This is a genomic window from Streptomyces sp. NBC_01591 (assembly GCF_035918155.1).
In the GTDB taxonomy this organism is placed as follows: Bacteria; Actinomycetota; Actinomycetes; order Streptomycetales; family Streptomycetaceae; genus Streptomyces.
Genome location: NZ_CP109328.1, coordinates 740,365 through 760,401, shown reverse-complemented (window position 1 = coordinate 760,401; position 20,037 = coordinate 740,365). Strand labels below are relative to the sequence as shown.

Below are 20,037 nucleotides of genomic sequence, written 5' to 3'. Positions count from 1 at the left end.
GCAGCAGGTGACTCAGATGCCGGGCACCGGTGAGGGCGGCGTTGCCGGGCGCTGATCAGTGGTGGAAGCCGACGCGGGTCGAGTCGTGCGGGTGTCCCTCGTCGAGGCGCTTGATGGCCCTTCGCATGTCGCCGGCGAGGAGCTCGATCTCGTCCCGGTCGACACCGTGCCGCACGAGCACGCGCTGGATCACGGTCTCCTGACGGTTGGGCGGCAGTGGATAGGAGGGAACTTGCCAGCCGCGCATGCGCAGCAGGTCGGACAGGTCGTACAGGCTCCAACCGACCGAGCCGGGATCGGTCAGCGTGTAGGAGACCGCGGGCAGCGCCCCGGTGCCGTCGTACAACAGGGTGAAGGGGCCCATGTCGGCTACCTGCCGGGCGAGGTGCTGCGCCGTTTCGGCGCATGCCTGGTAGACGCGCCGGTACCCTTCGCGGCCCAGGCGCAGGAACATGAAGTACTGGGCGATGACCTGCCCGCCGGGGCGGGAGAAGTTCAGGGCGAGGGTCGGCATGTCGCCGCCGAGATAGTCGACATGGAAGACCAGGTCCTCCGGCAGGGCCGCTTTGTCGCGCCACAGGGCCCACCCCACGCCGAGCGGGGCCATGCCGTACTTGTGTCCCGAGGCGTTGATCGAGGCGACCCGGGGCAGGCGGAAATCCCACTGCAGGTCGGGGTGCAGGAACGGGGCGATGAACCCGCCCGAGGCCGCGTCGACGTGGAGGGGGACATCGAGCCCGGTCTCCTCATGGATGCGGTCGAGCTCGGCCGCGATCTCCGCCACCGGCTCGTACGTGCAGGTGTAGGTCACCCCGAGGATCGCCACGACGCCGATGGTGTTCTCGTCCACGTACTCGCGCAACTGGTGTGCCTGCAGGCCGGTCGCCCCGGGCTCCACCGGGACCTGGCGCAGGTCGACGTCGAAGTAGCGGGCGAACTTCTCCCAGCACACCTGCACCGGCCCGCACACCAGGTTCGGCCGGTCGGTCGGCAGTCCGGCGGCGCGTCGGCGGTCGCGCCACCTCCACTTCAGTGCGAGGCCGCAGAGCATGGCGGCCTCGCTGGAGCCGGTGGTGGAGCAGCCCACGGCGTTCTCGGCTCCGTCGGTGCCGGCGGGCGCGTGCCACAGGGCGGCGAGGATGTTGACGCAACGGGACTCGATCTCCGCGGTCTGCGGGTACTCGTCCTTGTCGACGATGTTCTTGTCGAGGCACAAGTCCATCAGGTGGCGGACCTCGTCGTCGGTCCAGGTGGTGCAGAACGTGGCCAGGTTCTGAGCCGCGTTGCCGTCGAGAAGGAGTTCGCTGCGCAGCAGCTGGTAGACGACGTTCGGGGGTGTTGGCAGATCCGGCATGGCCCGCTTGGACAGGGGCTGCTCGCTCAGCGGTGACGTGAAGATGTCGGCGGCCGGGTCGGCAGCCGCTCTCTTGGCGTTGTGCAGAGCCACCCGTGGCACCTTTCGCATCGTCCTGCCGTGTCTCTTGGAGGCTATGGGTGGGCACCGGCGCCCGACAGCGGGCGTACTCCACCCAGGGCACCACGGCAGGTAGCGAGGTTGACATCCCGGGTCTTGTGCCGACCACCCTGCCTTGGCCGCTGCCCTGGCATCCCACGACGGCCGCGTCGACTATCGGGCCAATGCGGATAAAACACTTGGGAAGTGATCGCGTCATCGCTGTCTTCTCTGGCAACCTCTCCACCGAAGGAGTCAACGGAACCACCCACCTGCCGGTCTTCTGGCAGGACCTCGGCCGCGCTCGTCAACATTTGCGCCTATGGCCGCCTGCCGTGGTGGCGCGGCACCGAGCGACGCCCACCCATCAGCCCCGGGGAAGAGTGAGGTATCGCCGCGATCCCGCCCGCATGAGCCGGCCGCGCCCCGCTTCCCGCCGCCGAGGCCCCTGCCGCACCCCCACAAGCTGCAGGGACAGCTCGGTGGGACGGCGTTTCGAACGCCTTCCGATCCTGCCCGACGTCTAGGCTCGGCCCGTGGGACAGCCTGAGGAGCGCGCCGAGGGCGCGGGACCGTTCACCACCCGGCTCACCTGGCATCTTCCCGGCGGCGGCACCGCCGTGTGGGAGTCCCGGCTCGCGCGGCGGCGCGGAGTACTCGCCGTCCGTCCCCTCGGTGCGGCGGCCACCCGGCACACCCGGGCGGACGCCGTTGCCATCACCCGGCTGCGCAGACTCAACGCCATCGCCGCACTTGCCTTCGTCATCGGCGGGGCCCTCTTCGCGGCCGGCGCGGCCGACGCCCAGTTCGGCTCCGGCGACGCCACCGAGTGCGCCTCGATCTACTTCGCGGGCGGCCTGTTCTTCAACACCGGCGGGTACGTCTCGCTGCTCCAGGTGATCAACGCGCCCCGCCACACCGCCGACGGCGAAGGCCGACTGGTCACCCGCCGCTGGCGGTGGTGGAGTTACGAACCGATGCGGGTGGACTGGCTGAGCACGTTCGCCCTCTTCACGGGCACCCTCGTCTTCGCCGTCAACCTGCTGGACTCCTTCCTGCAGGGCCTGAACATCCAACAGATCAACCGGCTGATCTGGACGCCCGACGTGATCGGCTGCGCCCTCTTCCTGGTCTCCGGCCACCTGGCCTTCGTCGAGATCTGCCACGGCCGACCATGCGCCCGCCCGCACAACCCCGGCTGGTGGATCGTCGCCGTCAACCAGCTCGGCTCCGTCCTGTTCATGGTCTCCGCACTCGCCGCCTTCACCCGCCCCGCCACCGGCAACCCGGTCAACGCCGACATCGCCAACTGGGGCACCCTCACAGGCGCCCTGTGCTTCTCCCTCGCCGGCCTCCTCCAACTCGGCGAACACCCATAGGCAGGAACGGCTTCGGCAGGGAAGACGACACACCCCGCGCCTTTTGGACCCAGAAACTATCTGCAACCACCCGCGCCCCACCTCAACGAAACCGCAACAACCCCAGGCCAAACCCATCCCACACCCTCAAAACCCACCCGTCATCGTTCTCAATCAACTATCAACACCCCAGCTCACACACCACCCAACCGCAACTAACCACCCCCCAGCGATAGCGGCCGACAGGCGCTGAGAGTGCACCAGCGCGCGGCCCCACCGACGCGCGAGGCAGCAGGCGGCCGAGCGTGACGTAAAGCCGTCATACGCTCCAGTAGAGGCCGATTCTGTGACGGCTGGACGTCACGCTGCCCCGCGCTCTACAGGCCGCCCTGAGGCGCCAGGCCCTTGTGTCCCGTCTCTTGTCGTCCCGCTGAAAGCGTTCGACGCACGCAAGGAGGCCAGGAAATGGTGGTGAATGCCCAGGAGTTCGGGCTGCCTGAGGACCGGCGGATGCCCACGACGACGCTGGAGGGCTGGCGCCGTTTCGTTGACGAGGACCCGATCGTCTTCGACCTGCTGCCCGAGGACGAGTGGAAAGACCTCGACCCGCGGGTTCGGGACGAGTACGACGAGGGACGGGTCAACTACCACTCCGAGCTGATCACTTGTCCGCTGGATCGAGGAGGAGCGCTACTACCGCACCCTGCCCAACCACCCGTGGCCGATACCCAACGAACCCCGGACCCACGACCACCTGGAGACGCTGGGCGATCTCACGCGAAGGCTCAATGCTCTCCTTGGTCACGACGACGAAGACCGCAGGCGTTGCGCGGTCTGCGGCAACTCGTTGGAGGACGTCGCTGAGGGGCAACATCTCCTGAGATTCCGACATGGTTCTGTATCACCCGGCATTGCATCAGCCCAGGTCACCGCCGCCCGCAGAGGAAAGATCAAATGAGACGGGACAGCACCGCCCGAAGCAATACATCGCTTGGGCGGTTCGGCACACGGCACGGGCCCGGTCCTCCGGCGGTTCGGAGGGCCGGGCCCTTTCGTACGCTGGCCGAACGGCGGCCGGGCCGGCCGAGGCAGGATGAGAAGGCCTGGGCACAGGCGCCCGCCTGTGCGCCGGTCAGGTCGCGCTGGCCAGCGCCTGGCTGATCGACGAAGCGGTCGCCTGCTCGGAGGCCAGGGCCGAACTGGCGGCTCCGAGCAGGTTGTAGACGATGGCGGTCGCGTTGGTCGCGGAAGCCGTGAGGACATTGGACCCCACCACCGGCGGCTGCCCGGTGCAGTCGCCAAGCGCGGAGGCGAGCGAGGTGGCGGTGCTCAGGTTGTTGGAGAAGGCGGTCTTGGTGTCGTTGGCCTGGTCGGCGGCGATGGCGGCGTTGTTGGACGCCTCCGCGGCCTGCAGGTCGTTGACGCAGGCGGAGGCGGCGACAGCGGCGGGAGCCGCTGCGGCCAGGGGGGCGAAGCCCACTACGGCGCCCGCCGCCAGGGCGGCGGTGACGGTGACGGCGGCAAGACGGGAACGGAACATGCTGACACTCCCTACAGATGACGTGGTGCTCATTGGCAACGACGTCGGTGGAGCGGTGCCCTTCTCTTCCCCAGGGGACGGTCTGTTCTGCGAGCGAGAACACCGTCTGGTCGCCGCACACTTCACTGTGACGGGAGCGAGGACCGGAACGGGTAGAAGCCACGTCCCCGGGAAGGGATGGGCGACCCGCCGGTTCGTAATCCAGTAAGCGGGACAAATTCGTGACACCTCAAGAGAGGAAGCCCCCAATCACCCGTTCGGAGTAACCATGCGAAGCGGAAAATCAAACGCAACAGCGCCCACTCCCGCAACAGTGCACCTTTCCCGCCCCCACGAAATTCGGGCGTCAACAAATCCGTACCGCGCCGCCGAATTAACGATCCGACACTTCGCGAGCCATGAATTAACGATCCGGCACCCCACGGCGGGCGCCCGAATTAACGATCCGGCACTTCGCGTCGGCGCCTCCGGAAGAACCCGATCGGACATCAGACGCTCACGATTCCTGCCACGGCGTCGGCGAACGACCCAGAACAGGCGACCTGATAAGCGGTCAGGAAACTGCCGCGCGACGAGCGGTTGAGGCGTCCGCACCGCCCGTTCGTCTATTTCCAAACTAGACAGAATAAACATTTCATCGCACCGAATTGGGTCATTCGGGCATTATTTCACCGATACCTATTGCCGTCATATGCGGCTCGACGGATATCGGTTATGTCCAACGGTTGGCCGCCCCTCCTCTCTGGGGAAGTGGCTATCCCACCGATCAGGCGTCCGATTCGCGTCGGCCGCCGAACAGTTGGTTACCGCTATGGGCGCCCCGTGAGAGGAGTTGGACGCGTCAGCCGGCGCCACCCCGGCGCCGGCTGACGTTCCGATCCAGCACCCGGTCGAGCACGTCGCGGCAAGGGCCGCGTCGCTGCCGGCGCACCCTCCTCAGTCCGCCTCCCTCAGGCCTGGGTGCCCGACCATCGGCTACGGCCGTCTATGACATCCGCCGCCTTCGCGGGCGGCGCAGGAGCGAGTGTCTGAGCACGCCCGCGGGAAGCAGCTGTAGGCGGCGCCCGCAGCGGGCCGGGCCCGCTTCTCACCGAGATCCCTGTCCTCGCCGACAGTGAGACCGTCCTGCACCAGACGCAGGACCATCCACGCTGCTGTTGCTCCGCCAGGTCACTGACTGGCGGTAAGTCCCTCACGGTCATGGTGTCCCCGTCGGTGTTGACGATCTGCTGTGACTAGAGGGCGCAGACGCGGCTGGAGCTGTTCGCCTGGATGTCGTACTACAACCTGCGCCGCCGCCACTCCGCGCTCGGCTACCTCACCCAGCCGAGTTCGAACAACAACTGATCACGTCACCTACGCTGTCACTCGTCGCATGAAACCCGGTGTCCACTCCCGGGGATCAACCTCAGCCTGTGCCTCCGAGCGGACGGCTGAGCTGTACCCGCAGGGTCTTTATGCTGCCTCGTCGCGGGCGTACATGCGGCTGGGGGAAGGAAAGCCGTTGCGTCGGGCGAGCACGGCCGTCAGTACGGAGGCCGCCAGCAGGGCGGAGGCCACCCACGGCAGGGCCTGCGTCCCGGCGCCGTCCAGGACGGCGCCGCCGAGCAGGGAGCCGCCGGCCATGCCGACATTCCAGCCAGTGACCCAGAGCGAGTTGGCCGTGTCGGGATCGAGTGGGGCCGCCTTTACTCCCGCGGTCTGTGTCAGCGTCGGAATGCCACCGTGCGTCACGCCCCAGAACACCGCGCCGAGTACTACGGCCGCGGTGATGTGCCCGACCGCGCCGAATGCCGCCAGGCACACGGTGGCCAACGCCAGCAGGCCGATCGTGGCGGCGCGCAGCCGGCGGTCGGCGGCGGCTCCGGCGATCCAGACACCGCCCATGGAGCCCAGGCCGAACAGGAACAGCACGGTGCCGGTGCCGACCCCCAGCCCTGCCTGTTCCACGAAGGGGGCAATGTAGGTGTAGAGCACGTAGAAACCGAGGACCATCAGGAGCGACGCGATGTTGATGGCGGGGATTCCGGGCGTGTGGAGGGTACGCATCAGTCCCGCGCCACGGCTCGCCGTCTCGCCGGGCAGTTGCGGAAGATGCCACAGTGCGGTGGCGGCCAGGGCCACGGCCAGCACGGTGAGCAGCCCGAAAGTGGCACGCCAGCCGATGAGGCCGCCGAGCGCGGTGCCGGCCGGGATGCCGAGCGACAGCCCGACTGTCATGCCTGCCAGCGCGGTGGCAATCGCCTTGCCGCTGCGCTGCGGGGCCAGCCGCGCGGCGTACGCCGGAACCATGGCCCACAGCAGGCCGGCGGACACTCCGGAGACGACCCGGGCGGCAAGTGTGAGCGCGAAGCCGGTGGACATCGCTGTCACCATGTTGGTGGCCGCGAAGCCGAGGAGCAGCGCCACCAGCAGGGTGCGGCGGGGCAGGATCAGGGTCCAGGCGGTCATCGGGATCGCGGTGAGGGCCGCGGCCAGCGCGTAGACGGTGATCAGCAGCCCCGCACGCGCCTCGGTCACGCCCAGGTCGGCACTCATCGCGGGCAGCACTCCGGCCGGCAGGGCCTCAGTGAGGATGGTGACAAATGCGGATCCGGCCAGCACCAGCAGACCACCCAGCGGCCAACTCTTGGTGGTGGACGGAGAATTCGCAGAACGTGGAGAGCGAGTAGCAGAGGTCATGCCCGGAGGCTAAAACCCTCACGTCTACGTGAGGGTCAAACCCGGGACCCGCACCCGGTCTCACGCCTCCACGGTCGCACGGGCGGCCTTCCGGGCAGCCCGCAGATAGGCGTCGACGGCGTCGCGATTACGGGTCAGGCACCGGATGCGGCTGTCGAGGTGCTCCCGCTCGGCGGCCACCTGGTCGAGCATCTGCGCGCAGGGGACCTGCGGCAGCAGATCCGACGGGCCGTCGAGGTACGGCAGAATGTCGCGGATGATCCGGGTGGGCAGCCCGCACTCGATCAGCCCGCGGATCTGCCGGACCACCTCATCGGCACCATCGCAGAAGTCGCGATAGCCGTTGCTGCCCCGAGCGGGCCGGATCAGCCCCTCCTCCTCGTAATAACGCAGCGCGCGCACGCTGACACCGGTCATCCGCGAGAGCTCGCCGATCTTCATATGGCCCACCTCACAACATCTCCGATTGACCCTCACGTTCACGTGAGGGTTTTACGTTACTGCACCTCAGCCCCACCCCCGAAGGAAAGGCGCACACACATGTCCGACCCGAGCATGACTGATCGCATCGACCCCCAAATCCGCCAGGGCCTGCAGGGCCTCCACGCGCTGACCGGGCGCGGCGGTCTCATCAACTTCGACATCCCGCGCCAGCGCGAGCTGTACGAGGAGATGAACCGGGCAGCCCTCGCGGCACTGCCGCCCAATGACCGAGTGCGGTACGAAGACCTCGCCGTGCCCGGACCGGCCGACGGCCCGGACGTGAGCGTACGGATCTACCGGCCCGCAGGCAGCACGGACAACGACACCCTCCCGGGCATCCTGTACATCCACGGCGGCGGCATGATCACCGGCAGCATCCGGACCGACCACCGGCAGGTGCTGCCCCTCGTCGAGGCGGTCAACGCGGTCGTCGTCTCCGTCGAATACCGCCTGGCCCCCGAACACCCCGGCCCCGCCCCCGTCGAGGACTGCTACGCCGCACTGCTGTGGATGTCCCGCAACGCCTCCGCGCTCGGTGTCGACCCCGGCAGGCTGGCCCTCTACGGGGGCAGCGCGGGCGGCGGCCTGGCCGCCGGCGTCGCCCTGCTCGCCCGCGACCGCGGTGGCCCTCAGCTGGCCTTCCAGATGCTCCCTTACCCGATGCTCGACGACCGCAACACGACACACTCCAGCCACGAGATCACCGACATCGGCATCTGGGACCGCGCCGCCAACGTCCAGGGCTGGCAGTCCCTCCTGGGCGACAGGGTCGGCACCGACCATGTCAGCCCCTACGCCGCGCCCGCCCGGGCCGAGTACCTCAGCGGCCTGCCGCCCACATACCTGGACGTCGGCGACCTCGACCTTTTCCGCGACGAAGACATCGCCTATGCCAACCGGCTCATGCAGGCAGGCGTCCCCGTCGAACTCCACGTCTATCCCGGCGGCATCCACGCCGGCGAACTACTCGCCCCCGACGCCGAACTCAGTACCCGCATCACCGACTACCGCATGACCGCACTCAACCGGGCCCTGAACCCCTCGCCCGCACCGGGCGGACAGCTGTAACCCAGGTCGGCAAGTCCGTGGTACGGGGCGGCGAGCGACGCCCCGCGCCCGGGCCGCGGCCTCCATCGTCGAACGGTCCTCCTGCTGCTCAGCCCGGACTCGCGTTCAGCCTCGATCAGTTCACGCAGTTCGATCGCCGCAGACCGGCGCGGCAGACGATCACTCCGGCACGCTCAGCCGGACGACCGGCGCGAGCACCCCATGCCCGGCTCACGCCAGCCCAGTGACCTGCGAATTCAAGATGGAAACCTCCCATTGGTGTGTGGGCGAAGAGCGCTCGGGCGGCGGCCCGTGGGGCGCTGGAGAACGAGGAGCTGCGTGCGGCCGGCCGCCCTGTCCTTTCAGCGGCCGGGGCGATGACCGAGGCGCGGCGGGATGAGCTGGATGCGATCGATCCGGGGTGGTGCCCGGTATGGGACACCGGTTGGCAGCGCTGCTTCCGCCTCGTCCAGAACCACGTCCAGGCCGGTGGCGCACTCCCCACGGCCGCGGGCGACGTCGTCGTCCAGGGCGAAGAGCTCGGACGCTGGGTCACGGCGCAGCGGTTCGGGTGGGAACAGCTCCTGCCCGTACAGCGGTGGCTTCTGGAGAACACCCTCGGAATCGAGGCGGCCGAGAAAGCGGAGTGGCCGGTGAAGCAGACGCAGGACGCGAAGTGGGCTGCCAACCTGGCAGCAGCCCAGCAGTTCCACGCCCGTGAGGGACACTACGGGTGCCCCGGAAGCACGTTGAGCAGCTGGAGGCGGAGGCCGTCCCGACAGGCCGTCAGGACAGTGCTGACAGCGGCATTGTGGTCAAGCTCGGCACGTGGCTCGACAACGTCCGTAAACGGGCGGACAGGCTCAGCGCGGAACGGCGGGCCGAACTCGACGAACTCGGCATGCGCTGGACGTCTGGACGGGTGGGAGGGAGTGTTCGATGAGTGCGGATGCGTACACCGAGGACGCGGTGGGGCGGGCGGCAGGCGAAGTGGGTAGGGGTGCGGCGCTGGCGGTCGCGGTGCGGTCCTATCCCCGCTTCGCGGTACATGCCCGCTTCGAGAGCGGAATGACCGAGGCGGTGCTGCCCGTGCTCTGGTCGGTGATCGGCTCCGGGGAGCGGGAGGCGTACCCGGCCCGGCTGGAGGAGTTCACCGGCCGGCACCAGGAGCGGTTGGAACGGCTCTACACGGACTACGGGCCCGTATCGGCGATCGCCGCGCACGGACGGTACGAACTGCTCGCGCACCCCGTGTCCCTGATCGCACTGGAACGCGCGACACCTCAACATGCCACCTCACCAGTCTCACCGACTTCAGGGGGTTGTCTGTGGCCAAACGATCAACGAAGAGGGGCAACACCCCGCCCGCGCGGTTTTCGGCCGACCGGCTGCGGACAAAATAGCCCGGTCCTGCGGGGACCCGTATCCGCCTCGCGCGGGCGCAGGACACGGAAGCAACAGACACGCTGGTGGACGCGGCGGGGGTCCGGCGCATGCCGGTGTTGAGGCCGGCGATCGAGGACGGGACTGCGGCAGGCACGCTGCTGGACGGTCTGGACGGCACGAAGGAGACGCTCCTGCGCGGTTTCGCGCAGCGGTCGGCAGGGCGCCTCGTGGGCGAGTCGATGGCCGGCATCAGCCTCGCCCTGGTCGCCGCCGACGGCCTGGACCGCCTTGCCGGTGCGCTGTCCGTCACCGCGCCGGCGACGATCCCGAAAGGAAAGGCGCGCGAGTGCAGCAGGAGTGGGAGCTGGAGGACCTGATCGAGGTCTGGACACTCCTGGAAGGGGTGAACCGCGCCCTCCGGCTATAGCCCGGCACCCGATCGACTACGGAAGGCCGCCGGGGTGGACGGGCAATCTCAGGGTTGTGGGCTGAGTTTTTTGGGGGACAACTCGGGGGTTTTCCCGGAGTGTGCCGAGGTGTCCGCCGCCCCTAGCGTGCGGGTATGTCAACTTCCCGACGCATCAAGGCCTTCGCGGCGTGCGCGGCGGTGCTCGCCGTCACCGCGACGACCACCGCCACCGCCACAGCCGCTGACCCGGACCCGTTCGCCCGCTTCCACGGCCAGCACGTCGCCTGGCACGCCTGCGCCCTCGGCGCCGGCGACGAGCTGGGCCAGGCACTGGACGCCGCCGGCGCCGACTGCGCCGACATCACCGTGCCGCTCGACTACGCCGACCCCGGCGGTCGCACCATCACCGTCGCCTTATCCCGTCTGAAGGCCACCGACACCGCCCAACGCGTCGGCCCGCTGCTGCTCAACGACGGCGGACCGGCCGGCCCCAGCCTCCACATGCCGCTGACCAAGTCGGAGGTAATGGGAGAGGTCGCCGACCGCTACGACCTGATCGGCATGGACCCGCGCTTCGTCGGCCGGAGCACCCCGCTGGACTGCGGCTGGGACCTCGGCTCCGCCCTCGTCCGCTCCGCGGGCGCCGACCTGGCGGCGTACCGCGAGGAAGTCGCCGTCGCGCGCGAGCTGGCCCGGCGGTGCGAGCGCGCACACGGCGACGTGCTGCCGTACGTCACCACCCGCAACACCGCCCGCGACATGGACGTCATCCGCGCCGCCCTCGGCGCGGACACCCTCTCCTACCTCGGCTACTCCTACGGCAGTTACCTCGGCGAGGTCTACACCCAGCTCTTCCCAGGCCGCACCGGCCGCATGGTGCTCGACGGCGTCAATTCCCCGCAGTACTACAACCAAACCCTGCTGCGCGGCGCCGAGGCGGCCAACGAGGCGGCCCTGCGCGCGTGGGCGTCGTGGGCCGCCGCGCGGCACGGCACATACGGGCTGGGCGCCACACGCGGCAAGGTCCTGGCAACGGTGCAGCACATCCGCGACGCCGCTGCGGAGGAGCCGCTTCGGATCGGAATGGCGTACCTGCTGGACGAGCACGTCCTCTCCTCCGTCTTCATCGGCGGCCTCGGCAGCGACCTCGACGAGCGGCGCGCCGACCTGGCCGGGACCATACGCCTGCTGGCGCGCGCCGCGGACCGGGAGACAGTCGAGCCGTCCGAAGCACTCGCCGGGCAGCTGGAGTTCCTGCTGACCGGGGCAGGCTCGGCCTCCAGCAGCCAGATGACCGCGATCGTCTGCGGCGACGTGGCCGAGCGGCGCGGCGTCGGCAGCTACTGGCGCGCGGTCGAGGAGTCCCGCGAGCGGTTCCCCCTCGCCGGGCCGCTGGCCAACAACATCACCCCCTGCGAGTTCTGGGACCGGCCCGCCGAGGCACCGACCGTCCTCGACAACGACGTCCCGGCCCTGCTCGTCAACGCCACCGGTGACCCCCGCACCCTCTACGCCGGCGCCGAGGCCATGCGCGAGCAGTGGCCGAGCTCCCGGCTGCTCACCGTGGAGGGCGCCCGCCAGCACGGCCTGTACGGCGAGTACGGCAACGCCTGCGTCGACGAGCGCGTCAACGCCTACCTGCGCACGGGACGGCTCCCCACGCACGACCTGACCTGCGAGGCGTAGCCCTGGCAGCGGCTGACAGCGGTACCCGGCGTCACCGGGGCGGACGCACTCATGGGCACAGAGCCCGCCTCGTCACCGGGGAACGTCGGCGCCGCCCTGACGCCGGGTCGCGGGTCGTACGGGGACTCGAAGAGCGGGGCACCGTCAAGGCTGATCACCTGGGCTTGGTGGGTGGGGGCACACGTTCGAGTCTGAGCCGGTGCCGGGAGCCCATTACCTGCAGGAACTCACGTTGCTCTGGTCCTGGCCGGCGCGCTCGCGGTGGCCGTCCTGTGCGAGCGGTACGTCGTCAGCAAGGGAGCCACGCAGCTGGCAGCCGCAGGTACTGCGGGCGCGGCCTTCGTCAGCCTCGCAGGGCTCGGCCTGCTGGTGTTGGACTACCTCGTCACCAGCAGCTGCTGAGGCCAGGGAAGTCAGGCATGGCATCCGCAGACAGCACCAGGCCCCCGACGGTGACCGTCCGGGGCCTGGTGCGTTCCCACGGGCTACGGCACACCCAGGGTCATTGCGTGATCGAGAACTGTCCGGGTTCGTCACGTGAGACCGAGGGCTCGTAAGGGCCGGTGGTAGTCGCGGCCGGCGTGGCGGAAGGCGGCGGCGATGTCGGTCTGGCCGTCCTGGCAACAGCTCCTGCCCACACAGCAGTGGCTGTTGGAAAACACCCTCGGGCTCCAGGCGGCCGGGGAGGAGGAGCAGCCGGTGAAGCAGACGCAGGATACGAAGTGGGCGGTCAACCTGGCAGCAGCCCGGCAGTACCACGCCCATGAGGGGCACCTGAGAGTACCCCGGAAGCATGCCGAGCACCTGGAGACGGAGGATGCCCTAAGCGGCCGTCAGAACGGTGCTGACGGGCCCATGGTGATCAAGCTCGGCACGTGGCTCGACAACGTCCGCAAGCGCGCCGCGAAGCTCCCTGAGCAGCGGCGGGCCGACCTCGATGCCCTCAGCATGCGCTGATAGGCGGGCACGGCAGGAGTGGCGGTCCGGGCGGCTGCTTCGTCGTGGCGGTGATGCAGAATCGGGGCGGGCGTGTGGGGGCCGCCGTTCTTCTTCGTGTCGGGGGTGGAGTGGGCGGGGGGCGGCGGGGAACTGTTCGCGGCTGCGGGGGTGCGCTGTGAAGCATCGGCCGTCGGCTGGTAGGCGCGCCGGTGCCGGCAGGCGCGGTGCCTGCCACCGCGTGAAGGCCGGTGTGCTGGCTGATCGTCCGATGGTGGAGGGCTCGTCCGTGCGGACGGGCCCTCCGTGGGGCCGGGTCGGGTCAGAGCACGGCGACGTAGAACGCGGTGGCTGCGCCGCCGGCGTCGGCGTTGTAGGTGGCTACCTGAACGCCCTTCCCGTTCGCGCAGCCGCCTGCGATGGCGCGGAGGGTGTAGCCGATGCCGTCGCGGGGAGTGGCCGTCACGATGGCGCGGGACAGGTCGACGTCCTCGTTGCTGATCTTCACGCAGTAGACATGGCCCGACTTCGTGACCTCTCCGACGCCCTTGGAGTGCACGATCGAGCCGTCGGCCTTGACCAGTGCTCCGGCCTGGGCGTAGGGCGCCTGGGAGCCCGAGGTGGCCGCGATCGCCATCCCGCCGGCCACGGCCAGGCCCGTCACGCACAGCCCAGCGACCGTGAGCCCGGCCACCCGCATCCTCTTCTTCGCACGCATAGTTGCGCCCCTCTCCGGAGATTGCTGCAAACAGAACAAAGCAACCGTAGCGACAGAGGACACCCATAGAGATCATGACGCATGATTCGGGAATAACTCGCATCTTGCGTACTTCGCACCAGAAGCCTGGGTTGTGCTCCCTTTCCAGGATCCGGAGCCGTACGCAAGGCCGGGCGCCCCTACTGAACTTGGTTGGGTCCTACGTTGTTGGTGGGTCGGACGGGCCAGTCGTATGGTCCTGGGATCCAGAGGCGCCGGGTATGGCTCTGAAACGGGACCTGGTCGCCGCGGTCTTCGCCGACGCGGGATGGGAGGTCCCGGGCATGCTTGCCGCCATGCGCGACGCGGATGACCTGTTCTTCGACGGGGTCAGCCAAATCCGCATGCCCCGCTGGTACAGCGGCAGGGTCGCGCTGGTGGGCGACGCTGCGTACGCGCCCTCGTTCCTTACTGGACAAGGCTCCAGCCTCGCGCTCGTCGGCGCGTACATGCTCGCCGGTTCCCTGGCCGACCGGGACCACGCCGCGGGCTTCGCTGCCTACGAACACAACACCCGTGAGTTTGTGACCGTGAACCAGGAGCAGGTCGGCGAGGGCGATGCCACACTCTTCCCGACCACCGCTCGGGCCCTGGAGCAGCGCAACGACATGCTGCGCAATCTCAGCGCCATGCCCTCCGCGGAGGGACGACCGGCCCATTCGGCCCTCACCCTGCCCGAATTCATGCCCATGACGTGAGCCCGGGCACGCGCGCCGATGACGGGCGTCACCGGCGGTCGGGTCGGCGGTCCGGACCCGACGCTGGTGACGGTGGGTGCGCCGATCGCGGAGCGCTACTGCTCCAGGCCGACCAACTCGGCGCTCTGGCTTCACAGTTCAGCGGCGATGGGACGGGGCTCGACGGTCCACCTCCGCTCCTTCTCATAGTATCCGCCGGATGCCCAGCTCCGGCCCGACTCGGACAAGGTCTTGTCCCGCGACCGGCCGATTCCGTCGCTCCTGAACTTGATTGTCTGATGTCGGCTTGATCGTGGTCAGCTGCCGATGGTCAGGCCGGTGCCCATGAGGCAGCCGTCGATGAGGTGCGGTCGGTACTGAGTAGCTGTTGTCGTACCGAACCTGAGGATGGCGTTTTCGCTGGTCGGGCATAGAGCGGGCGGGTGTTCCCGTGGGAGTGGTGGCGTGTCGTGTCGTCGCTCCGGTGGAGGTCGTGGATGCCATCGGTCGTGGGGTTGCTGGAACAGCGCGAGGTCGCCGCCCGCCGTCGCGTGGATGGGCTGAAGGAGGAGGCCGACCGCATCCAGGCCGAACTGGCCGTGGCCGAGCGGGAATGGCAGGAGTGGGCCATCGCCCGCTCGCGGGTCGGCGAAGTGCTGGCTCCCGTAGAGGAGCCCGGGCAAGGCCATGCCCAGACCGTTGGGACAGCACCGGTCATGGGGCAGGCCGAGGAGGCATCGTCAGCGCCGACCGCGGCGAGGGCGAAGTCGCAGGGTGATCGGCAATGTGCTCAGGTCTCTGAGGCGGCCAGCGGTGACCGCAGTCACAGCGGCAGCAGCCCTGTCCACCATGATGGGGGTGCCTCACTTCCGGGTCTTCGATGTCTCCATCAAACCCAGGGCGATTCACTAGTGTGATGCGCCAGAAAAGGCGGTCTTAAGTCTGTAGGCTGTTTTTATGTCGCATCGAGGCCCTCGTGCTGTCGAAGTCGTGCTGTCCGCTGAGGAGCGTGCGGAGTTGCTGCGCTGGGCGGGTGGCGGGGTGCCGGCCCGTGTGGCGGAGCGGGCGCGGATCATCCTGGCCTGTGCGGACGGGGCGTCAAATACCGCTGTGGCGGCGGACTGTGGGGTGTCCGTGGAGACGGTGCGCAAGTGGCGTTCGCGGTTCGTGGCCCGGCGGCTGGCGGGCTTGGTGGATGAGCCGCGGCCGGGCCGGCGCAAGCCGGACCTGGTGCTCAGCGAAGCCGAGCGTGCGGAGCTGACGCGCTGGGCGCGGCGGGCGAAGACCGCGCAGTTCCTGGCACTGCGCGCGAAGATCGTGCTGCGGTGTGCGGAGGGCGGGACGAACAAGGAGGTCGCGGCCGAACTCGGCATCGCCCACGCGACGGTGAACCGCTGGCGCTCCAGGTTCATCACCCTGCGTCTGGACGGACTGACGGACGAGCCCCGCCCCGGCAGGCCGCCCTCGGTCCTGCTCGACCAGGTCGAGGACGTACTCGTGGCGACTCTGGAGTCCGTCCCGGGCAAGGACACGCACTGGTCGCGTGCCTCGATGGCGAAGCACAGCGGGCTGTCGAAATCGACCGTCGGGCGGATCTGGAAGAAGTTCGACCTCAAGCCCCACCTGCAGGACTCCTTCAAACTGTCCACCGACCCGCAGTTCGTCGCCAAGGTCGTCGACGTCGTCGGCCTCTACCACCAGCCGCCGGAGAAGGCGGTGGTTCTCTGCGTCGATGAAAAGAGCCAGATCCAGGCACTGGACCGCTCGCAGCCGGTACTGCCGATGATGCCGGGCATGCCCGAACGCCGCACCCACGACTACTACCGGCACGGGATCACCAGCCTGTTCGCCGCCTTCAACATCGCCGACGGCACCGTCATATCGGAACTGCACCGCCGCCACCGCGCCATCGAGTTCAAGAAGTTCCTGATCCGGATCGACAAGGCCGTGCCCACCGGACTCGATGTCCACCTGGTCTGTGACAATTACGCCACCCACAACACCGCCGAGATCAAGACGTGGCTGGGAAAACACCCCCGCTTCCACGTCCACTTCACCCCGACCGGCTCTTCCTGGATGAACCAGGTCGAGCGGTGGTTCGGCCTGCTGACCGACAAACTCATCCGCCGCGGCGTCCACACCTCCGTGACAGCCCTGGAGAAGGACATCACCGCCTGGATCGACACCTGGAACGAGAACCCGAAGCCGTTCACCTGGACCAAGACCGCCGACGAGATCCTCAAGTCCCTCGCCGACTACCTCACCAAAATCAGCCCACCCAGCACCGAAAACCAGCGGCAGACTTAAGATCGCCTTTTCTGGCGCATCACACTAGCCCACCACCGGGCCAATGGACACCACAACCCGTTCTCACCCGATCTACAACACCCCAGCTCACACTTCAACTCCCGCACCCGCCAGCGTCAGCCAGGTCGTCGTTGAACTGTGCGACTCCATGAGTCGGGCCCCGGGAATGTCATGGCTGATCCCCCGGGCCCGTGGCATGTCCGACTCAAAGTCAGATCTCTCCGGCCGCCGCGGTGTGCCAGTCGGCGGCTCCGGCGCGTCGGTCAGGCCGAGCGCAGGGCGTCTGTCGGGGACACCCTGGCTGCGCGCAGTGCCGGGTAGATTCCGGCGACGGCCGCTACCAGTACCGACACCAGGGGTCCGGCAATGACCGTGTAGAGCGGGATGGAGGCGGGCCAGCCCTGTGCGAAGGCGTAGCCGTAGACCGCGAGGCCGCCCACGAACAGCCCGCCGACTCCTCCGATGAGGCCCATCAGTACGGCCTCGATGAGGAACTGAACGGCGATCTGGCCGCCTCGGGCGCCCAGCGCGCGGCGCAGTCCGACCTCGCCGCGGCGTTCCATCACTCCCACCACCATGGTGTTGGCGATGCCGACGCCGCCCACGAGCAGGGCGACCGCAGCGAGGGCGAGGACCAGTCCGGTGAGGGAGTTCTTGGTCTCGGCCCGTGCCGTGTACAGGTCGGAAGGGCGGCTGACGGCGACCGTGCTCGGGTTGGCGGGGTCGGCGGTGGCTCCGGCAACGGTCTGTACGTCAGGGACGCGTTCGGGGTAAGCCCTGAGGTAGACCATGGCGGCGGTCCCGTCCGCGCCCAGGTGGGCGATGGCCTCGGGCCAGCCGACCAGGGCGGCGGTTCCGAGCTCGGGTGCGAGCTCGTTCGGGGCCAGGACTCCGGTGACGACGAACCACTGTCCGCCCAGCCAGACCCGCTCGCCCGGTGCGGTCACGCCGAGCCGGAGCGCGGCCTGGTCGCCGAGCACGGTCACCGGGAGGTCCTCGCTCGCCTTGTCCAGCCAGCGCCCGCTCTGCAGGGTGGCGTGCAGGACGTCGAGCAGGTTGAGCCGCGCGGCCAGCACGGTGAGGCTGTTGGTCTGCTGCGCCGGGATCAGGTCGTTGCGGTAGACCTGGGCTTTGGTGGCCCCGGTCGCGGTGACCTGTTGCACGGGGGCGATGTTGGCCAGCATCTTCTCGGCCGTGGACGGCAACGGCACCGGCTTCTGGTCGGCGCCGTTGCCGGGGGCGACGGTGATCAGGTTGGAGCCGAGCCGGTCCAGGCGCTCCAGCAGGTGCGCCTGGTTGGAGGCGGAGATCCCGGTCACGGCGATGACGGCGGCGATGCCCAGGGAGATGCCGAGCGCGGACAGGGCGGAGCGCATCTTGCGAGTGCGCGGTCCGATCATGCCGAGACGCAGCATGTCCGTCGGGCGCAGCCGGGTGCGTCGCAGGGGTGGCGTCATCGGACAGCTCCTGCGGGGTGCGGGCCGCGTTCGTCGAAGTCGATGCGGCCGTCATGGAGGGCGATTCGCCGGGGGAAGGAGGCGGCCAGCTCGCGGTCGTGGGTGATGACGACGACCGTGGTGCCGTTGGCGTTCAGGGTGCGCAGCAGCTCGACGACGGCGGCGCCGGAGACGCTGTCCAGGGCCCCGGTGGGTTCGTCGGCGAGCAGCAGTGCGGGGCGGCCGACGAGGGCGCGGGCGATGGCGACGCGCTGCTTCTCGCCACCGGAGAGCTGGTCGGGGTGGTGGTGGAGTCGGTGCCCGAGGCCCACCTCGTGCAGGGCTTCGGCGGCTCTGGCGCGCCGGAGTGAGGCGGGGACGCCGCTGTAGAGGAGGCCGGTGGCGACGTTTTCGACCGTGGTGAGCCCGGACAGCAGGAAGAACTGCTGGAAGACGAAGCCGATCCGGTGGGCGCGCAGGGCGGCCAGTTCGGGGTCGGAGAGCGCGGACAGGTCGCGTCCTTCGAAGTGCAGCTTTCCTGCAGTGGGCCGGTCGAGGGAGCCGAGCAGCGCAAGGAGGGTGGACTTGCCGGAGCCGGAGGGGCCGACGACGGCGAGGAGTTCTCCGGCTTCGACGGTGAGGTCGATGCCGTGCAGGATGCGCAGTGGCGGTGATCCCGGGTACTCCTTGGTGATGCCGGAGAGTACCAGCACGGGTGCCCTGCCGGGTGGCTGATGGGGCATCACTTCGGGATCACCACCTGGGCGCCGGCTTGGACGTCCCCGGTGATCTGCGCCTTGGCGTCGGCGACCAGTCCCAGCTGGATCCTGACGAGCCGGGTGGTGGTGCCGCTGACGACCTGGACTCCGTAGCCGCCGCCGTCCAGCGCGAGCAGCGCGGTGACGGGGACGATGAGCGCATCGCCGACGGTCTCGCCGACGACGGTGACGGTCACGGAGGAGGGCCCGGCCTGCTTGGCCTGCCGCTGGTGGTCCAGCGCGATGGTGACGGTGGTCTTGTCCGCGCCACCGGAGCCGTCCGAGCCGTTGTCCCCGCCGTTACCGGTGCCGCCGCGGACCAGTGAGCGGATGCGTCCGTCGATGGTGCTGCCGTTGGCCAGCTTCACCGTCACCCGGCCGTTGGGCTTGAACTGGGAGAGCTGGTTGTCGGCGGGCTGCGCGGTGGCGACCAGGTCGGTGCCGGTCACGGTCATGACCGCGGTGGCCCCGAGGGCCGAGCCGAGCTGTGCGCCGAGCTGCTGCACCCGCACGGTCGCCTGTGGCAGCATGACGACGCTGCCGAGCGTGACCGTTCCCGTCTGCTTCTCACCGAGGGCCTTCTGCCAGCGCTTGACGGCGGTGACGGTGGCACGGGTGAATTTCTGATCGGCCGCCAGGCCGAGTCCGTCGGCGTGGCCGAGCTTGATCAGGTTGCGTTTGAGCTGTTCGACGTCGGGTCCGTCACTGATGTCGGGGCCGAGGTCGCGCCACATCGGCCGGTCCCCGGTGAGCAGCACCACGGGCCGTCCGTCGACCTCGTAGAACTTCGCTCCCGCCTTGATGACGGCGCCGACGGCGGGCAGGGCGGTGATGGTTCCGTGGCCGGAGGCGATGACGGGAGTCGGGGTGCTGTAGCTGAGCGCGCCGCCGACCTGGATGCCGGTGGACAGCGAGCCCTTCTGCACCGCGACGGTGCCGTGGCTGACGGACGGCTGCGGGGAGGCGGTGCCGTGGTGCTCCCAGGGGCGCATCGCGGCGAGCGCACCCGAGCCGCCGAGCGCGGCGACCAGGACGAGCGCGACGACGACCTTACGGTGCTTCTTTCGCGCGGGGGCGGGCGAGGTGCGGGCGGGGGCGGTGGTCTCAACAGTGCGGCTCATG

General features: G+C 69.1%; 16 protein-coding genes and 3 pseudogenes. 10 read left to right on the top strand and 9 right to left on the bottom strand.

The features are described from left to right. Positions 1-55 precede the first annotated feature (55 nt). Complete coding sequence (locus tag OG978_RS44680; RefSeq protein ID WP_326770795.1) at positions 56-1,447, bottom strand: glutamate decarboxylase; 1,392 nt, start codon at positions 1,445-1,447, stop codon at positions 56-58. A gap of 542 nt (positions 1,448-1,989) precedes the next feature. Here OG978_RS44680 and OG978_RS44675 point away from each other — a divergent pair. Next, positions 1,990-2,832 (top strand): hypothetical protein, encoded by an 843-nt coding sequence (locus tag OG978_RS44675; protein ID WP_326770794.1) that lies wholly within the window; start codon positions 1,990-1,992, stop codon positions 2,830-2,832. A gap of 1,111 nt (positions 2,833-3,943) precedes the next feature. On the opposite strand, the gene OG978_RS44670 is transcribed toward OG978_RS44675, so the two are convergent. Continuing rightward, positions 3,944-4,351 carry a hypothetical protein gene (locus OG978_RS44670; RefSeq protein ID WP_326770793.1) on the bottom strand — a complete coding sequence of 136 codons (408 nt, stop codon included), beginning with the start codon at positions 4,349-4,351 and terminating at the stop codon, positions 3,944-3,946. Between the two features lie 1,239 nt (positions 4,352-5,590). Between OG978_RS44670 and OG978_RS44665 the strand changes: the two are divergent. After that, a pseudogene (locus tag OG978_RS44665) lies at positions 5,591-5,730 on the top strand (IS3 family transposase); the annotation flags it as partial. 76 nt (positions 5,731-5,806) lie between these two features. On the opposite strand, the gene OG978_RS44660 reads toward OG978_RS44665, so the two are convergent. Next, the gene (locus tag OG978_RS44660; RefSeq protein ID WP_326770792.1) at positions 5,807-7,033 is read right to left on the bottom strand and encodes an MFS transporter; all 1,227 of its coding nucleotides are present in this window, start codon (positions 7,031-7,033) and stop codon (positions 5,807-5,809) included. A 60-nt stretch (positions 7,034-7,093) separates the two neighbouring features. Continuing rightward, positions 7,094-7,474: a MerR family transcriptional regulator gene (locus tag OG978_RS44655; protein WP_326770791.1), complete on the bottom strand. Its 381-nt coding sequence runs from the start codon at positions 7,472-7,474 to the stop codon at positions 7,094-7,096. A 114-nt stretch (positions 7,475-7,588) separates the two neighbouring features. Here OG978_RS44655 and OG978_RS44650 point away from each other — a divergent pair, with 114 nt between their 5' ends. Beyond that, a complete protein-coding gene (locus tag OG978_RS44650; protein ID WP_326770790.1) occupies positions 7,589-8,584 on the top strand; it encodes an alpha/beta hydrolase in 996 nt (331 codons plus the stop codon). A 341-nt stretch (positions 8,585-8,925) separates the two neighbouring features. Here OG978_RS44650 and OG978_RS44645 read toward each other — a convergent pair whose 3' ends face one another. After that, positions 8,926-9,291 carry a hypothetical protein gene (locus tag OG978_RS44645; protein WP_326770789.1) on the bottom strand — a complete coding sequence of 122 codons (366 nt, stop codon included), beginning with the start codon at positions 9,289-9,291 and terminating at the stop codon, positions 8,926-8,928. Between the two features lie 765 nt (positions 9,292-10,056). Here OG978_RS44645 and OG978_RS44640 point away from each other — a divergent pair. The 4 genes from OG978_RS44640 (at position 10,057) to OG978_RS44625 (ending at position 13,001) form a co-directional block, all read left to right on the top strand. Further along, positions 10,057-10,326: a hypothetical protein gene (locus OG978_RS44640; protein ID WP_326770788.1), complete on the top strand. Its 270-nt coding sequence runs from the start codon at positions 10,057-10,059 to the stop codon at positions 10,324-10,326. A gap of 185 nt (positions 10,327-10,511) precedes the next feature. Then, positions 10,512-12,044 carry an alpha/beta hydrolase gene (locus OG978_RS44635; RefSeq protein ID WP_326770787.1) on the top strand — a complete coding sequence of 511 codons (1,533 nt, stop codon included), beginning with the start codon at positions 10,512-10,514 and terminating at the stop codon, positions 12,042-12,044. Positions 12,045-12,305: 261 nt separating this feature from the next. Further along, positions 12,306-12,446 (top strand): hypothetical protein, encoded by a 141-nt coding sequence (locus tag OG978_RS44630; protein ID WP_326770786.1) that lies wholly within the window; start codon positions 12,306-12,308, stop codon positions 12,444-12,446. Positions 12,447-12,644: 198 nt separating this feature from the next. Continuing rightward, positions 12,645-13,001, top strand: a complete 357-nt coding sequence (locus OG978_RS44625) for a helicase associated domain-containing protein (protein WP_326770785.1) — start codon at positions 12,645-12,647, stop codon at positions 12,999-13,001. Positions 13,002-13,302: 301 nt separating this feature from the next. Here OG978_RS44625 and OG978_RS44620 read toward each other — a convergent pair whose 3' ends face one another. Then, a complete protein-coding gene (locus tag OG978_RS44620; protein WP_326770784.1) occupies positions 13,303-13,698 on the bottom strand; it encodes a hypothetical protein in 396 nt (131 codons plus the stop codon). Positions 13,699-13,967: 269 nt separating this feature from the next. On the opposite strand from OG978_RS44620, the pseudogene OG978_RS44615 reads away from it, so the two are divergent. The 3 genes and pseudogenes from OG978_RS44615 to OG978_RS44605 form a co-directional block, all read left to right on the top strand. Continuing rightward, positions 13,968-14,435: pseudogene (locus OG978_RS44615) on the top strand (FAD-dependent oxidoreductase); the annotation flags it as partial. Positions 14,436-14,911: 476 nt separating this feature from the next. Beyond that, a pseudogene (locus tag OG978_RS44610) lies at positions 14,912-15,187 on the top strand (hypothetical protein); the annotation flags it as partial. A 184-nt stretch (positions 15,188-15,371) separates the two neighbouring features. Next, on the top strand, positions 15,372-16,721 hold the full coding sequence (locus tag OG978_RS44605; protein WP_266686931.1) for an IS630 family transposase: 1,350 nt from the start codon (positions 15,372-15,374) through the stop codon (positions 16,719-16,721). 263 nt (positions 16,722-16,984) lie between these two features. Here OG978_RS44605 and OG978_RS44600 read toward each other — a convergent pair whose 3' ends face one another. Genes OG978_RS44600 through OG978_RS44590 form a run of 3 tightly spaced genes read right to left on the bottom strand, consistent with a single transcriptional unit; the run spans position 16,985 to position 20,036 of the window. Then, positions 16,985-18,178 carry an ABC transporter permease gene (locus OG978_RS44600; protein WP_326770783.1) on the bottom strand — a complete coding sequence of 398 codons (1,194 nt, stop codon included), beginning with the start codon at positions 18,176-18,178 and terminating at the stop codon, positions 16,985-16,987. Next, positions 18,175-18,900 (bottom strand): ABC transporter ATP-binding protein, encoded by a 726-nt coding sequence (locus tag OG978_RS44595; RefSeq protein WP_326770782.1) that lies wholly within the window; start codon positions 18,898-18,900, stop codon positions 18,175-18,177. Before OG978_RS44595 ends, OG978_RS44600 begins: the two co-directional genes overlap by 4 nt. Then, a complete protein-coding gene (locus OG978_RS44590) occupies positions 18,900-20,036 on the bottom strand; it encodes a peptidoglycan-binding domain-containing protein (protein ID WP_326770781.1) in 1,137 nt (378 codons plus the stop codon). Before OG978_RS44590 ends, OG978_RS44595 begins: the two co-directional genes overlap by 1 nt. Position 20,037: the final 1 nt, after the last annotated feature.

Coding starts and splice junctions, on each gene's coding strand:
- OG978_RS44670 (WP_326770793.1), bottom strand. CDS start 4,351: ATGTTCCGTTCCCGTCTTGCCGCCGTCACCGTCACCGCCGCCCTGGCG.
- OG978_RS44660 (WP_326770792.1), bottom strand. CDS start 7,033: ATGACCTCTGCTACTCGCTCTCCACGTTCTGCGAATTCTCCGTCCACC.
- OG978_RS44655 (WP_326770791.1), bottom strand. CDS start 7,474: ATGAAGATCGGCGAGCTCTCGCGGATGACCGGTGTCAGCGTGCGCGCG.
- OG978_RS44650 (WP_326770790.1), top strand. CDS start 7,589: ATGACTGATCGCATCGACCCCCAAATCCGCCAGGGCCTGCAGGGCCTC.
- OG978_RS44640 (WP_326770788.1), top strand. CDS start 10,057: ATGCCGGTGTTGAGGCCGGCGATCGAGGACGGGACTGCGGCAGGCACG.
- OG978_RS44635 (WP_326770787.1), top strand. CDS start 10,512: ATGTCAACTTCCCGACGCATCAAGGCCTTCGCGGCGTGCGCGGCGGTG.
- OG978_RS44625 (WP_326770785.1), top strand. CDS start 12,645: ATGTCGGTCTGGCCGTCCTGGCAACAGCTCCTGCCCACACAGCAGTGG.
- OG978_RS44620 (WP_326770784.1), bottom strand. CDS start 13,698: ATGCGTGCGAAGAAGAGGATGCGGGTGGCCGGGCTCACGGTCGCTGGG.
- OG978_RS44605 (WP_266686931.1), top strand. CDS start 15,372: ATGTCGCATCGAGGCCCTCGTGCTGTCGAAGTCGTGCTGTCCGCTGAG.
- OG978_RS44600 (WP_326770783.1), bottom strand. CDS start 18,178: ATGACGCCACCCCTGCGACGCACCCGGCTGCGCCCGACGGACATGCTG.
- OG978_RS44595 (WP_326770782.1), bottom strand. CDS start 18,900: ATGCCCCATCAGCCACCCGGCAGGGCACCCGTGCTGGTACTCTCCGGC.
- OG978_RS44590 (WP_326770781.1), bottom strand. CDS start 20,036: ATGAGCCGCACTGTTGAGACCACCGCCCCCGCCCGCACCTCGCCCGCC.